General features: G+C 68.3%; 12 protein-coding genes. 7 read left to right on the forward strand and 5 right to left on the reverse strand.

Going from position 1 to position 14,311, the window contains the following annotated elements; genetic code table 11:
* Positions 1-55: 55 nt before the first annotated feature.
* The 3 genes from ACIPRI_RS17835 to ACIPRI_RS17845 are packed head-to-tail and all read right to left on the reverse strand — an operon-like array spanning position 56 to position 3,620.
* On the reverse strand, positions 56-1,555 hold the full coding sequence (locus tag ACIPRI_RS17835; RefSeq protein ID WP_446622807.1) for a Do family serine endopeptidase: 1,500 nt from the start codon (positions 1,553-1,555) through the stop codon (positions 56-58).
* A 56-nt stretch (positions 1,556-1,611) separates the two neighbouring features.
* A complete protein-coding gene (locus ACIPRI_RS17840; RefSeq protein WP_446622808.1) occupies positions 1,612-2,961 on the reverse strand; it encodes an ATP-binding protein in 1,350 nt (449 codons plus the stop codon).
* Positions 2,958-3,620, reverse strand: coding sequence for a response regulator (locus tag ACIPRI_RS17845; protein ID WP_446622809.1), 663 nt, complete (start codon positions 3,618-3,620; stop codon positions 2,958-2,960). The genes ACIPRI_RS17840 and ACIPRI_RS17845 overlap by 4 nt, the downstream gene beginning before the upstream one ends.
* Positions 3,621-3,708: 88 nt before the next feature.
* Between ACIPRI_RS17845 and ACIPRI_RS17850 the strand changes: the two genes are divergently transcribed.
* From ACIPRI_RS17850 to ACIPRI_RS17865, 4 genes are all read left to right on the forward strand, one after another.
* Positions 3,709-4,959, forward strand: coding sequence for a glycosyltransferase family 4 protein (locus ACIPRI_RS17850; protein ID WP_446622810.1), 1,251 nt, complete (start codon positions 3,709-3,711; stop codon positions 4,957-4,959).
* Between the two features lie 28 nt (positions 4,960-4,987).
* Positions 4,988-6,151 (forward strand): OpgC domain-containing protein, encoded by a 1,164-nt coding sequence (gene opgC / locus ACIPRI_RS17855; RefSeq protein ID WP_446622811.1) that lies wholly within the window; start codon positions 4,988-4,990, stop codon positions 6,149-6,151.
* 89 nt (positions 6,152-6,240) lie between these two features.
* A complete protein-coding gene (locus ACIPRI_RS17860; RefSeq protein ID WP_446622812.1) occupies positions 6,241-6,783 on the forward strand; it encodes a hypothetical protein in 543 nt (180 codons plus the stop codon).
* A gap of 9 nt (positions 6,784-6,792) precedes the next feature.
* Complete coding sequence (locus ACIPRI_RS17865; RefSeq protein ID WP_446622813.1) at positions 6,793-8,097, forward strand: tetratricopeptide repeat protein; 1,305 nt, start codon at positions 6,793-6,795, stop codon at positions 8,095-8,097.
* A gap of 17 nt (positions 8,098-8,114) precedes the next feature.
* Here ACIPRI_RS17865 and ACIPRI_RS17870 read toward each other — a convergent pair whose 3' ends face one another.
* Both ACIPRI_RS17870 and argH read right to left on the reverse strand, forming a co-directional pair.
* Positions 8,115-9,590, reverse strand: coding sequence for a rhomboid family intramembrane serine protease (locus tag ACIPRI_RS17870; protein WP_446622814.1), 1,476 nt, complete (start codon positions 9,588-9,590; stop codon positions 8,115-8,117).
* A gap of 13 nt (positions 9,591-9,603) precedes the next feature.
* On the reverse strand, positions 9,604-11,019 hold the full coding sequence (gene argH, locus ACIPRI_RS17875; RefSeq protein ID WP_446622815.1) for an argininosuccinate lyase: 1,416 nt from the start codon (positions 11,017-11,019) through the stop codon (positions 9,604-9,606).
* A gap of 81 nt (positions 11,020-11,100) precedes the next feature.
* Between argH and ACIPRI_RS17880 the strand changes: the two genes are divergently transcribed.
* From ACIPRI_RS17880 to ACIPRI_RS17890, 3 genes are read left to right on the forward strand one after another with little or no spacing between them, the layout of a single operon-like run.
* A complete protein-coding gene (locus tag ACIPRI_RS17880; RefSeq protein WP_446622816.1) occupies positions 11,101-12,138 on the forward strand; it encodes a sensor histidine kinase in 1,038 nt (345 codons plus the stop codon).
* A gap of 9 nt (positions 12,139-12,147) precedes the next feature.
* A complete protein-coding gene (locus ACIPRI_RS17885) occupies positions 12,148-12,897 on the forward strand; it encodes a LytR/AlgR family response regulator transcription factor (RefSeq protein ID WP_446622817.1) in 750 nt (249 codons plus the stop codon).
* Positions 12,897-14,102: an AI-2E family transporter gene (locus ACIPRI_RS17890; RefSeq protein ID WP_446622818.1), complete on the forward strand. Its 1,206-nt coding sequence runs from the start codon at positions 12,897-12,899 to the stop codon at positions 14,100-14,102. The genes ACIPRI_RS17885 and ACIPRI_RS17890 overlap by 1 nt, the downstream gene beginning before the upstream one ends.
* Positions 14,103-14,311 lie beyond the last annotated feature (209 nt).

The following is a 14,311-nucleotide window of genomic DNA, read 5'->3' on the forward strand; positions in this document are numbered from 1 at the left end:
AGCGCCGAGCGTAACGCTCTTTTTTGGCATCCCAACGGCGGGGATCAGGCCGTCATCAACCGATGCGCACCGGTACGAAAATCTTGTCCTCGCCGCGCTGCACGAGCAGGGCCACCGACTTGTCGGACTTGGCCACCACCTCGCGCACCTGCTCGATGTTCTTGACGGCCGTGCCGTTCACCGCCAGCAGCAGGTCGCCCGGCTGCACCCCGGCCAGGGCGGCGGCACCGGCCACGTCCTCGATCACCAATCCGCCGTCCACGCCGGCCTGGCGCCGCTCCTGCGGTTGCAGCGGACGCAGTGCCAGGCCCAGCTTGCCCTGGCTGACCGCTTCGTCCTTGCTGGCCACCTGCGGGCTCTTGGCGCTGGCATCGCCCAGCTTGGCCGTGAGCTCCTGCGCGCTGCCCTTGCGCCAGACTTCCAGCTGGACCTTGTCGCCCGGCGAGGCCAGGCTGATGGCAGCCGGCAGGTCGCCGGACGAAACGACGGTCTTGCCGTCGACCTTGCGGATCACGTCGCCGGTCTGCAGGCCCGCCTGGTCGGCCGGCCCACCCTTCTCGACATCGGCCACCAGCGCGCCTTCGGGCGATGCGAGCTTGAAGGAGTCGGCCAGGGTCTGGTTCACCTCCTGCACCACGACGCCCAGCTTGGCATGCTCGACCTTGCCGTTGGCCACGATCTTGTCCTTGATCTTGGTCGCCAGGTCGATCGGGATCGCGAACGACACGCCCTGGTAGCCGCCGCTGCGGCTGTAGATCTGCGAGTTGATGCCCACCACCTCGCCGCGCGCATTGAACAGCGGGCCGCCCGAGTTGCCAGGGTTCACCGCCACGTCGGTCTGGATGAAGGGCACCGCGCTGTCGTCCGGCAGCGAGCGGCCCTTGGCGCTGACCACGCCGGCGGTCACGGTGTTCTCGAAGCCGAAGGGCGAGCCGATGGCCAGCACCCATTCGCCCACCTTCAGGTCGGCCGTGCTGCCCAGCGTCACCACCGGCAGGTTCTTGGCATCGACCTTGAGCACGGCGATGTCGGTCTTGGGGTCGGCGCCCAGCACCTTGGCCTTGAGTTCGCGCCGGTCGGTGAGCTTGACGGTGACGTCGCTGGCGCCCTTCACCACGTGGGCGTTGGTCAGGATGATGCCGTCGGCGCTGACGATGAAGCCCGAGCCCTGGCCACGCACCGGCGTGCTTTCGCCACCACCGCCGCCACGCTTGCCGCCGCGCGGCGGCGCGCCGGAACCGCCGCCGAAGTGGCGGAAGAAGTATTCGGCAAAGGGATCGCCTTCAAACGGGTTGCCTGCGGCCACGTTGTCGCCGTCGTCCTTGGCCGTGCCCACCACGCTGATGTTGACCACCGCCGGCCCGCTCTTTTGCGTGATCTGCGAGAAGTCGGGCAGCGCCACCGGAATTCCGGTGGTGGTGGTTGCGGTGGCCGCCGGCAGCGGCGCCGCAGCGGCCTGGCGAAGGTCCAGCGCCGAGACGCTGGCCCCGCCGATGGCGCCGGCTGCAACCAGCGCGAGGATCAGGCGGGAAGGGGTCAGGGATTCGAGTCGCATGTGCAGGTCCTTTGTTGGAACGACATTGGTATGGCCCGAATGATGGGAGCGCAGGCTTAGGCGGGCCTTAATCCTTCCATGCCGGGAAAGCGCACGGTGGCACGCAGGCCGCCCAGGCGCGGCGAGCTGTCCAGCTGCACCTGCGCGCCATGCTGGCGCGCGATGGTGCGCACGATGGCCAGGCCCAGGCCGCTGCCTTCGGCGAATCCGTTGCTCTCGGCCAGGCGATAGAAGCGGTCGAAGGCGCGCTCGCGCTCGGCCTCGGGAATGCCGGGGCCGTTGTCTTCCACGCAAAGCACTGGCGCGCCATCGTTGGCGTGCAGGGACACGTCCACCTGGCCGTTGGCCGGTGCGTACTTGATGGCGTTGGAGACCAGGTTGTCCAACAGGATGCGCAGCGCCGCTGCATCGCCCTGCACGCTGGCGCTGTCGGCTTGCGCCACGCCCAGGTCGATGCCGCGCGCCTGCGCCTGGGGCAGAGCGGTGGCCACGCATTGCGCCACCACCTGTTCCAGCGGCACCGGGCCGGTGGCGGCGGCGCCGGACGATTCGCCCGATTCCTGCCGCGCCAGCAGCAGCAACTGCCCGACCAGGTGAATGGCGCGCTCGATGCCGCTTTGCAGGCGGGCAATGGCGGCTTCGCGGCTGGCCTCGTCGTTGCCGGCGCGGCGCAGGCCCTGCGCTTGCAGCTTGAGCGCAGTGAGGGGCGAGCGCAGTTCGTGCGCGGCGTCGGCCACGAAGTTCTTCTGCGCCTCGAAGGCGGAGCCGACGCGGTGAAACAGCAGGTTGAGTTCGCGCACCAGGGGCCGAACTTCCAGCGGCAGGCCCTGTTCCGGCAGCGGCGAGAGGTCGTCGTCGGCGCGCTGCGCGACGTTGCGCCGCATGCGTTCCACCGGCGCCAGCGACCGCGTGATGATCCAGCCCACCGCCAGCATCAGGAGCGGCGCCATCAGCGCCATCGGCAGGGTGGCGCGCAGGGCGATGGCGCGGGCGCGGGCTTCGCGCGCATCCATGTCCTGCGCGATCTGCACCGTCTGCAGCGGGGTCTGCAGCGAATAGACGCGAAAGCGCCGGCCTTCCACCTGCGCGTCGGAAAAGCCCAGCACCGCGCGCGGCGGCAGGGCGGAGCGGGCCGACCGGAACATCGGCGTGCCGTCCGGCCCCCAGATCTGCACGAAGAGATCGAAGCCCTCGCGCCCGTCGTCGCCGTCGTCGAAGCCCAGGCCCAGCGGCACGCCGCCGCGCAGCGAATGCGCCATCTGCTGCAGATGCAGGTCGAAGGTGGCATCGGCGTCGCGCAGCGCGCTGCGGTAGGCGGTGACGCCCAGCGCGGTGGCGGCCAGGAGGATGGACGCGAGCACGAAGCTCAGCAGCCGCCTGCGCAGCGAGAACGCAGAATCCCTCATTCGCGCGGCACCAGGTAGCCGAGCCCGCGCACCGTCTGGATGAAGCCGCTGCCCAGCTTCTTGCGCAGGCCATGGATGTAGACCTCGACCGCGTTGCTGCTGATCTCGTCTTTCCAGCCGTAGAGCTTTTCTTCCAGCTGGGTGCGCGAGAGCACGATGCCGGGCCGGGCGATGAGGGGTTCCAGCACCGCCCATTCCTTGGCTGACAGGGCCACCGCTTCGCCGTTGCAGGTGGCTTCGCGGGTGGCGGGGTTGAGCGTGACGCCGTGCGCCGAGAAGGCCGGCTCGGCCTGGCCGGCGCCGCGCCGCAGCAGGGCGCGGATGCGCGCCAGCAACTCGTTCATGTCGTAAGGCTTGAGCACGTAGTCGTCGGCGCCGGCATCCAGGCCGGCCACCCGGTCGGCCACCGCGTCGCGCGCCGTGGCCACCAGCACCGGCACCCGGTCGCGGCGCTGGCGCAGGGCGCGCAGCACGTCGAGGCCGTCGCGCTTGGGCAGGCCCAGGTCCAGCAGGACCAGGTCGTAGCCGTGCGAGCGCAGGGCGGTGTCGGCCATGGCGCCGTCGCGCACCCAGTCGACGGCGTAGTGCTGCTCGGCACGCAGCAGGTCCAGCAGTGCCTCGCCGATCATGGGGTCGTCTTCAACGAGCAGTAGGCGCATGGCGCCATTCTCTCGCTTCGTCTTAAGCGGATCTGAAAGCAACGCCACTTATGATCGCCCGCGTCCCGGTCCGCCGACACCACACCCCATGCCATCGCTGCTTCTGACCCATCCCGCCGGAAACCAGAACGTGCGCGCCGTGCTGGCGGCCACCGAGGAGGCCGGCCTGTTGGCGCGTTTTGCGACCACGGTGGCGGCCTTCGAGGGCGATGCGCCCTCACGCATGCTGCCCGGCGCACTGCGGCGCGAATGGCTGCGCCGGCGCTTCGACATCGCGCCGGCCAAGGTGATCACGCATCCGGCGCGCGAGATGGCGCGCATGCTGGCAGCCAAGGCCGGCTGGCGGGGCGCGGTGCGGCACGAGGCCGGCTTTGCCTCGCCCGATGCGGTGTTCCAGGACTTCGATCGTTTCGTGGCCGGCCGGCTGCCGGCTTTGGCGCGCGAGCAAGGCATGGCCGCCGTCTACGCTTACGAAGACTCGGCGCTGCACACCTTCCGCGCTGCCAGGGCCCTGGGCCTGAAGTGCATCTACGACCTGCCCATCGCCTACTGGGAAACCGGCCGCCGCCTGATGCAGGAAGAGGCCGAGCGCCTGCCCGAGTGGGCTGCCAGCCTGGGCGGCGGCGTCACCGATTCAGAAGAGAAGCTGGCGCGCAAGACCGAGGAGTTGGCGCTGGCCGACCTGGTGGTGGCGCCCAGCAGCTTCGTGCTGGATTCGCTGCCGGCCTCGGCCACGCGGGTGCGCCGGGTGCTGGCGCCTTTCGGGTCGCCGGCCTCGCGCGTCGTCGACGAAGGCAGCTTCGAGGTGCCCGATGGGACACGGCCGCTGCGCGTGCTTTTCGTCGGCTCCATGGGCCAGCGCAAGGGCCTGGCCGATCTCTTCGCCGCCATGCGCCTGCTGGCGGGCCAGCCGATCGAACTGGTGGTGCTGGGCTCGATGCAGGAATCGCCCGAGTTCTACCGGCGCCAGTGCGAAGGCTTTCGCCACGAGAAGGGTCGCCCGCATGGCGAGGTGCTGGCGCTGATGCGCAGCTGCGATGTGTTCTGCCTGCCATCCATCGTCGAGGGGCGGGCCCTGGTGACGCAGGAGGCGATGAGCCAGGGCCTGCCCATCGTCATCACCGCCAACACCGGCGGTGCCGACCTGGTGGTCGAGGGCGAGACCGGCTTTCTGGTGCCGATTCGCGCACCTGAGAAAATCGCGGAAAAGCTCGCCTGGTTCAGCCAGAACCGGCGCGAGCTCCCGGCCATGAAGGCCGCGGCCATGCGGCATGCCGCCGGCTATACCTGGAAGCACTACGGCGAACTCGTCGTCCACGCGATCCGCGAACTGATCTGAACGGCCGCCGAAGGCCAGCACCTCTTTCATGACTGAGATTCGGGCGCCCCGGCGCTCCTGGGAAATCGACGCGCTGCGCGGGCTGATGCTCGTGCTGATGACGTTGACCCACCTGCCGACGCGGCTGACGGACCCGCTGGGCCAGCCCTTCGGCTTTGTCTCGGCGGCCGAGGGCTTCGTGCTGCTCTCGGCCTACATGGCGGGGCTGGTGTACAGCCGCCTGGCCTATCGCGAAGGCATCGAGGCGATGGAGTTCGCCTTCTGGAAGCGCGCCTTCAAGGTCTACCTGATCCAGGCGGCGATCCTGTTCTTTCTGTTCACCGTGATCACCGCGGTGGGCCTGCGGATCGACCAGCCGGCGGTGAAACACCTGGTGTCCTTCTACCTGGTGCAACCGCTGGAGGGCTTTGTCTTCGGCCTCGTGCTCATCTACGAGCCGGCCCTCCTGGACATCCTGCCCATGTACATCTTCTTCCTGCTGCTCAGCCCCTGGGTGCTGGCGCTTGGCATGCGGCACGGCTGGCTGGGCGTGATGGCGGCGAGCGCGCTCGTCTGGGCGCTGGCCCAGTACGGCCTGGCCGAATGGCTGCACGCCCAGGCCGTGCGCTGGCTGCATCTGCCGGTGCCCTATGGCGACACCGGCTCCTTCAATACCTTCGCCTGGCAGCTCTTGTGGATGGCGGGCCTGTGGATGGGCGCCAGCCGCAATGCGCCGGATGCGCAGCCCTTCCACTTTCCGCGCTGGCTGGTGGTGCTGGCGGGGGCGCTGGCGCTCTACGGCTTGTGGTGGCGCCACCATGGCATCCATGGCCAGGCGCCTTTTGGCGCTGACGTGCAGCACAACCTGCTGTTCGACAAATGGCTGCTGGGCCCGCTGCGCGTGCTCAACCTGGTGGTGCTGGGCATTCTGACGATCCGCTTTGGCCCGCAGCTGGCGCGCTGGCTACCGCGCCAGCGCTGGCTGGAGACCATGGGCGCGGCCTCGCTGCCGGTGTTCTGCACGCACCTGATCGCCGTGCTGCTGGTGCTGGCGATCTGGGGCGACAACCAACTGGCCCGGCCCTGGTGGGGCGATGTGCTGCTGCTGGGCGCGGTGATCGGCGCGATGTGGGGCGTGGGTCGCTTCACCCAGAAGGCCGATGCGACACCGCCGCCGGAGGAAGAGCCGGCGCCGGCGGCCGATGCCGCCTGACGACAACTCCCACCTTGTGGGGACGTTGAGAAACAACATGTAACGTATAGTTTCTCGAACGAAACCAAAAGGCCCAAAGGCCGGCAGACATGAAGAAGATTGCGATCGGCTTGGTCCTTTGCGTGGGGCTCTGGTATTTCTTCATCGGCGGCCGCAAGCTGGATGAGCCGATGGTGCGCGCCTTCTACCAGGAGCTGGCGCACGCCGTGTATTCGCGCAACGCCGAACTGCTGTGCAAGAAGCTCAGCCGGAAAGCCGTGATCGAGGGCAAGACCACGATGATGGGCCACACGGTGGAATCCAGCCAGAACCGCGAGGAGTCGTGCGAGGCGCAGCGCAAGACCTTCGAGAGCTTCCGCGAGATCGGCGACCGGATGGGCGGCATCCTCACCATCGAATACGAGCATCACATCGACGCCGTCGAGCTGGCGCCGAACCGCAAGAGCGCGACCGTGACGGGCACCAGCGTGCTGAAGATGGGCGAGACCGTCATGCAGTTCAAGACCGCCTTCACGCATCAACTGGAGCGCGAGCTGGGCCAGGTCCGGCTCGTCCGTTCGGACGAAGCCACGGTGGTCCGCATGGGTGGTCGTGGTGCGATGACGCAGAGCGACTTCTTCAACAAGAAATAGGGCGCACGCGTGCATCCCCAGGAATCGCTCCCGCCCCCGCCACCGTTCTGGCACCGCCTGAACACCTTTTTCGCCTTTCCGCTGCAGATGCGGCCGCTGGCCTACGCGCTGGCCCTGTCCTTCAGCAGCCTGCTCTACGACCTGGTGTTCTTCCTGCCGGACTTCGGGGCGCTGGTGATCATCGAGGTGGGCATCGTGCTCGCTGCCAGCCGCTACGGTTTCAAGATCGTGGCGCTGGGCGCGCGCGGCATCCGGCAGTCGGCCGATTTCGCGCGCGAGTCGAACGACGAATGGACCTATCTGCCCTGGAAGCTGTTCGCGATGTCGCTCGTCCAAGGCGTGGCGGTGGCTTGGCTCACCTGGTACGACGCCGGCCTGGGCATGCTGGCGGTCTTCGTGGCGACCTTCACCTTTCCGGCGGCGGTGCTGGTGCTGGTGCAGTCAGGCAGCTTCTTCCAGGCCATGAACCCGAGCCACGTCATGGATGCGGTGCGCACCGTGGGCTGGCCGTACGTGCTGCTGTGCTTCTTCCTGTTCCTGCTGAGCACGGGTGCCCAGATCGCGCTGGAGATGGTGCTGCCCCAGGTCGACGGCCGCATCATCTTGCCGATCGTCAACTTCGCTTTCATCTACTTCGGTTGGGTGACGGCAAGCCTGTTGGGCTACGTGATGTACCAGCACCACGAAGCCTTCGATATCGACCTGGCGCCCGGCGCCGGCTCGGACGACGGCGCGCCGGTGGATCGCCGCACGCCCGAGCAGATCGCCTCGCAACGCGTCGATGCCGAGGTGGGGCAACTCATCAGCGAAGGCGATCTGATGGCTGCGCTGAGCGTCGCCTACGAGGCGCAGCGCACGGCGGCGGTCGACAACCTGGCGGCGCAGCGGCGCTATCACCGCGTGCTGCTGCTGATTCCCGACAAGCGCGCTGCCCTGCAGGAGCACGCGCGCCGCTTCATCGCGCTGCTGGTGCAGCGGGACTTGCCGGCTGACGCGCTCAAGGTCTACCAGGCTTGCCGCGAGCAGGACAAGGACTTCGCGCTGGACGATGCCAACCTGGTGATGGCCCTGGCGCGCGCGCAATGGCGCGGCGGCGACGCCCATGCCACGCTCGCCTTGATCAACGGCTTCGACCGGCGCTTTCGCGGCCATGCGGCGACGCCGCAGGCCTACGAGCTGGCGGCACGCGTGCTGGTGCAGGGGCTGGGGCGCGAGGACATGGCGCAGCCGATTCTGCGCACGCTGGAGGCGCGCTACCCGGACAGCGAGCAGACCCAGGAAGTGCGCTGGCTGCTCCGGCCCGCTGCGGCCTGATAGCCGGGCCTTTGCCTTCAGGCGCGCTGGAGCGTACGCGTCGACATGTCGTTGGGCGCCAGGCGCAGCAGATCGGGCAACAGGCGCAGCGCCTTGTCCCGTTCGCCCGCATGGAGTAACCCCGAGGCGTAGATCGACAGGGTGTCGGCCAGGTCCGGATGCGCGGGGGCCGTTTTCAGCAAGGCCTGGCAGAGCTTGCCGGCATCGTCGAACTGGCGTGCGCGTGTGAAGCGCCGGGACAGCCGCGCCATGTCCTCGGCGTTCAATCGCATGCCGGGCTTGGCCTGTTCGAGGTAGGTCTTGTAGCTGGCATGCTGCAGTTCGAGTGTGTCGGCGTCCGTTGCCGCCAGCCGGAAGATGCGATGCGCGGCGTGGTGGAAGTCTTCGCTCGCCGGGCGCAGCCGTGCGATGTTGAGCCAGGCCCTCAAGGACTCGATGTCGTCGGGGCGCAGCGTCGATGCCGAGCGCCACTGCGCGCAGGCCGCCTCGAACTTCATCTCGGCAGTCAGCCGGCGGGCGGCTGCGACATGGGCTTCGAAGCGCTCTTGCGCGCTCTCTTCATCACTCTTTGCGCTTCTCGGCGCTTCGATGCGACGCAGTGCCATCGCGCCCGCCATCAGCGCGGCGCCGGTCAGCAGACCGCCCAGGTGAGCCATGTAGGCGATGCCTTGGCCACCCACGAAGTGCTGCAGCAGCTCGTTGGCAATCCAGGCCGGCAGCAGCAGCAGGGCCGGCGCGGTGACGTAGTTGAAGTAGAAGAAGAGCTGGTAGAAAAAGCGGATGCGCCGCAGCCGGTACATCACCGCGTACATGCCCATCAGTGCCGAGATGGCGCCCGAGGCGCCCAGCCCGTAGCCGCCTTTGCCGGTGTAGGCCCACGCTGCCAGCGCCGCCGCGCCGACCGCGCCCAGAACGTAGAAGCACAGGTAGCTGCCGCGGCCCAGCGCCAGTTCGACCGAGGCGCCGAAGAGGAACAGGAACAGCATGTTGCCCAGCAGGTGGCCGGTGCTGCCATGCAGGAAGGCGGCGGTGACCCAGGTCCAGGGCTTGAAATCGGCGTCTGCGTTGTAGTCCTGCGACCAGCGTTGCGTGAAGGGGGCGGGCAGCATCGCCTCGTACTGCCGTCGCGCGCTCTTCCATTCCTCGAAGTGCGGGCTGGCCGGGGTGATGACGGCGTCGGCCTGCAGCTTGTGCAGGAACGCCTTGTCGCTCTGCAGGCCTTCGAGCAGCGCCGCGTATTCCTTGCGCGCCAGCAGGCGGCGCGCCGTTGCCGCGTGCTTCGAGCGCGTCTCCTGCAGCCAGGTGACATAGGGCGGCAGCTCCAGCTCCGGCAGTGCGCTTTGAACGTAATAGTGCGCGGCGCGATCGAGCGCCCGCTCTTCGTTGCGCTGCGGGCCCCAGAACACCGCAAGGTTGACGAGGATCAGCAGCACCGTGAGCCACGGTGGGTTGCGCCAGCTTGGTTTGTTCTCGAGCGGGATGGCGTAGAACACGAAGCGCCCGGCCTCAGCCGAGCCGCTTCTTGTGGCGCACGATCTGCGCCCTGACCTGCGCCGGTGCGGTGCCGCCCAGCACGTTGCGGGCATTGAGCGAGCCGCGCAGCGACAGCACGTTGAACACGTCCTTCTCGATGCTCGGGTGGAAGCCTTGCAGCACCGACAGCGGCAGCTCCGACAAATCGACCTGGTGCGAGATGGCCGCCTTCACCGCATGCGCCACGGTTTCGTGGGCGTCGCGGAAGGGCAGGCCCTTCTTCACCAGGTAGTCGGCCAGGTCGGTCGCGGTGGCATAGCCGCGCAGGGCTGCCTTTTCCATCGCCTCGGGCTTGACGGTGATGCCGCCCACCATCTCGGCAAAGATGCGCAACGTGTCCTTGAGCGTGTCGACGGTGTCGAACAGCGGCTCCTTGTCTTCCTGGTTGTCCTTGTTGTAGGCCAGCGGCTGGCCCTTCATCAGGGTGATCAGGCCCATCAGGTGGCCCACCACGCGGCCGGTCTTGCCGCGCGCCAGCTCGGGCACGTCGGGGTTCTTCTTCTGCGGCATGATCGACGAGCCAGTGCAAAAGCGATCAGCGATGTCGATGAAGCCGAAGCTCTGGCTCATCCACAGCACCAGCTCTTCGGAGAGGCGGCTGATGTGCACCATGGCCAGCGAGGCGGCGGCCGTGAATTCGATGGCGAAGTCGCGGTCGCTCACCGCGTCCAGGCTGTTCTGGCAGACCACGGGCGACCCGTTCTCATCCACCATGCCCAAAGTCCTGGCGACCAGCTCGCGGTCCAGCGGGTAGCTGGTGCCGGCCAGCGCGGCGGCGCCCAGCGGCAGGCGGTTCACGCGCTTGCGCACGTCCTGCATGCGCTCGGCGTCGCGGCTGAACATTTCCACATAAGCCAGCATGTGGTGGCCGAAGCTCACCGGCTGCGCCACCTGCAGGTGGGTGAAGCCGGGCAGGATCACCTCGATATTTTTCTCGGCCAGGGCCAGCAGCGACTTCTGCAGGTCGATCAAAAGGCCAGAGATCAGGTCGATCTCGCCGCGCAGCCACAGGCGCACGTCGGTGGCCACCTGGTCGTTGCGGCTGCGGCCGGTGTGCAGGCGCTTGCCGGCATCGCCCACCAGCTGGGTCAGGCGCGCCTCGATGTTGAGGTGCACGTCTTCCAGCTGCAGCTTCCAGTCGAAGCGGCCGCTTTCGATTTCCTCGCGGATCTGCTTCATGCCATTCTGGATGGCGGCGAGGTCTTGCTCGCCGATCACTTTCTGGGCGGCCAGCATCGCGGCATGGGCCAGCGAGCCTTCGATGTCGGCCTGCCACAGGCGCTTGTCGAAGAACACGCTGGCGGTGTAGCGCTGCACCAGTTCGCTCATCGGTTCGGAGAACAGGGCGGACCAGGCTTCGGATTTCTTGTCGAGTTGGTTTTCAGACATGGGAGGCAATAATGGGTTTTGTCACCCAGTGTTTCCGTATAAGTGCGCAACCTGTCGATTTTATCGGCCGCCCGCCTTCGCATGTCTGCCGATGACGGCGAGCCGGCGGCGCCATTGCCATCGCCGCCGGCCGTCTTCGACGTTTGCCAGGTGGGCGTGGTGCTGCGCGCCGTGCTTTTCATGGAGGCGGTGCTGGCCGTGCTGGCCCTGTTTGCGGCCACCACGCCGGCCGATTGGCTGGGGCAGCTCGCGACCCTGACCGGCGGCGCCCTGCCGGCCACCTTGCTGTGGCTGGTGACACTGTGTGCCCTGCACAAGCGCCTGGCGCGCTGGCGCCCCGCCTGGCAACAGGCCGCCGGTGCGGGGCTGGGCGCGCTGGCGGGTCTTTATGGCTGCGGGCTGCTGCGGCTGACCGGTTCCCTGGGCAAAGCGCCCTGGGTGGCCAGTGCACTGGCGGGGGTGCTGTTCGCGCTGGTGGCCATGGGCTGGCTGGTGCTGCGCGCGCGCGGCCGCACGCCGGCGGCCACCACGGCGCGGCTGGAAGACCTGCAGTCGCGCATCCGGCCGCACTTTCTGTTCAACACCCTCAACAGCGCCATCGCCCTGGTGCGCGAAGAGCCGGCCAAGGCCGAGACGATGCTGGAAGACCTCGCCGAGCTGTTCCGCCAGGCCCTGGCCGACCCGCGCGACTCGGTTACCCTGGCCGACGAGATCAGCCTGGCCGAGCGCTACCTGGCGATCGAGCAGGTGCGCTTCGGCGATCGGCTGCGCATCCGGTGGGACCTGGACGTTGCGGCCAGCGGTGCGCGGCTGCCGCCCTTGCTGCTGCAGCCGCTGGTGGAGAACGCGGTGAAACACGGGGTGGAGCCCAGCCCCAAAGGTGGCAAGCTGCGAATCCGCACCGAGCGGCGCGGCGGCCGGGTGGTGATCGAGGTGACCAATACCCTGCCGCCGCTGCGCTGGGCCGAACAGCCCTTGCCGCGCGGCCACGGCATCGCACTGGCGAACGTGCGCGACCGGCTGCGCCTGCTGCACGACATGCAGGCGCAATTTCGCGCCGGCGTGGACCAGGACAATTACCGCGTGCGCATCGACATCCCGGCGCCGGAGAAGGAGTAGAGACAGAGAATGAGTACATCCCTGCGGACCCTGATCGTCGACGACGAAGCGCTCGCCCGATCACGCCTGCGCACCCTGCTGGGTGACTGCAGTGCGCCCGGGGCGCAGGTGCTGGCCGAAGCGGCCGATGGCGAAGAGGCGCTGCGCCTGCTGCACGCGGGCGGCTTCGACCTGGCGCTGGTGGACATCCGCATGCCCGGCATCGACGGCGTCGAGCTGGTGCGCACCCTGCGCAACCTGGCGCATGCGCCGGCGGTGGTGTTCGTGACCGCCCATGCCTCGCATGCGGTCACGGCCTTCGAGCTGGAAGCGGTGGACTACCTGACCAAGCCGGTGCGTGCCGAGCGACTGCACCAGGCGCTGCAAAAGGCCGAGCGCTTCCTGAAGGATCGGCGCAGCCAGCAGAGCGAAACGCCGCAGGAAAGCCTCCTGATCCAGGACCGGGGGCGCGCCGAGCGGGTGCCGCTGGCGGAGGTTCTCTACCTCAAGTCGGAGCTCAAGTACCTCACGGTGCGCACCGCCTTGCGCAGCCACATCCTGGATGGCTCGCTCGCCGAGTTCGAGGAGCGCTACCCCAGGCGCTTCGTGCGGGTGCACCGCAATGCGCTGGTGGCGCGCGACGCCATCCGCGCCCTGGAAAAGTACGAGGGCGGCGAGGACGCCGAGGGCTGGGTGCTGCGCTTGCATGGCATCAGCGAGCCGGTACTGGTCTCGCGCCGGCAGCTGGCCGCGGTGCGCGACGTGCTCAAGGAATCGTGATGAGCGAGCCGGGCCAGCCATCGGAAGCCGGGCCGACGCCGCCGGCCAGCGAGCCGGCGCCGCAGGATCTGGCCGCCACGCCGGCGCCTGAGCCGGAACGGGAACGCCTGCTGCTGCACATGCCGGTGGACGTGCGCAGCGCGTCCCTGATCTTCCTGGCGGTGCTGGCCGGCATCTTCACGCTGCATTGGGCGGCGAAGGTCTTCATTCCGCTGATGCTGACCCTGATGCTCACCTACGCGCTGGCGCCGCTGGTCGACAAGCTCCAGCAATGGCGGCTGCCACGCTGGCTCGGCGCGGCCGTCGTGCTGCTGGGGCTGGGCGGCGGGCTGGGCTGGACCGGCTATTCGCTGTCGGACAGCGCCTCGCAGCTGCTCGACGCATTGCCGGCGGCGGCGCAAAAGGTGCGCCAGGCGGTGCGCACCAAATCGACGGCGCCCAGCCCGCTGGACACCGTGCAGAAAGCCGCCACGCAACTGGAACAGGCAGCGCAGGAGAACGCGGCCAAGGTCACGACGCCGCGCGGCGTGACGCGGGTGTTGATCGAGCGGCCGGGCTTCAATGTGCGCGACTACCTGGTGAGCGGCACCCTGGGCCTGCTTACAGCGATCGGCCAGCTCACCCTGATCGCCTTCCTGACCTACTTCGCCCTGTGCTCGGGCGACACCTTCAGGCGCAAGCTCGTGCGCATGGCCGGGCCCAGCCTGCAGAAGAAGAGGATCACGGTGAAGGTGCTGGACGAGATCACCGGCCAGATCGAGCGCTACCTCTTGGTGCAGATCCTGACCAGCGCGATCGTGGGCCTGGCCACCGGCCTCGCCTTCTGGGCATTGGGCCTGGAGAACGCGGCGGTGTGGGGCATCATCGCCGCCGTGACCAACCTGATCCCCTACGTGGGCTCGGTGATCGTGATGGCCGCCTCGGCCCTGGTGGCCTTCCTGCAGTTCAACAGTATCGAGATGGCGCTGGCGGTGGGCGGGGCCTCGCTCCTGATCCACACCCTGGTGGGCAACCTGCTCACCCCCTGGCTCACCAGCCGCACCAGTCGCATGAACCCGGTGGCGGTGTTCGTCGGTGTCATCTTCTGGGGCTGGCTGTGGGGCATCTGGGGGCTGCTGCTGGGGGTGCCGGTGCTGATGGTGATCAAGGCCGTGTGCGACCGGGTGGAAGACCTGCAGGCGGTCGGCGAGCTGCTGGGGGAGTGAGGGCCCCCCGGCTTTTCATTCCGCTTCGCTCCATGTAATTCGCCACCCCCCGAGGGGGCGACCTCACCTGGGGCCCGGCGGAGCCGGTTCCCCGGTGCGGGGCTGGTATCCGCTTCCGCGCTTCATCGCGTATGGGGCGGTCTTTTCCCGGCACATGGCGAAGGGCCTATGTAAGAAATTGTGTTGACAAGACATGTTGCAGTGCGAGA

The organism is Variovorax sp. LARHSF232 (assembly GCF_052871435.1).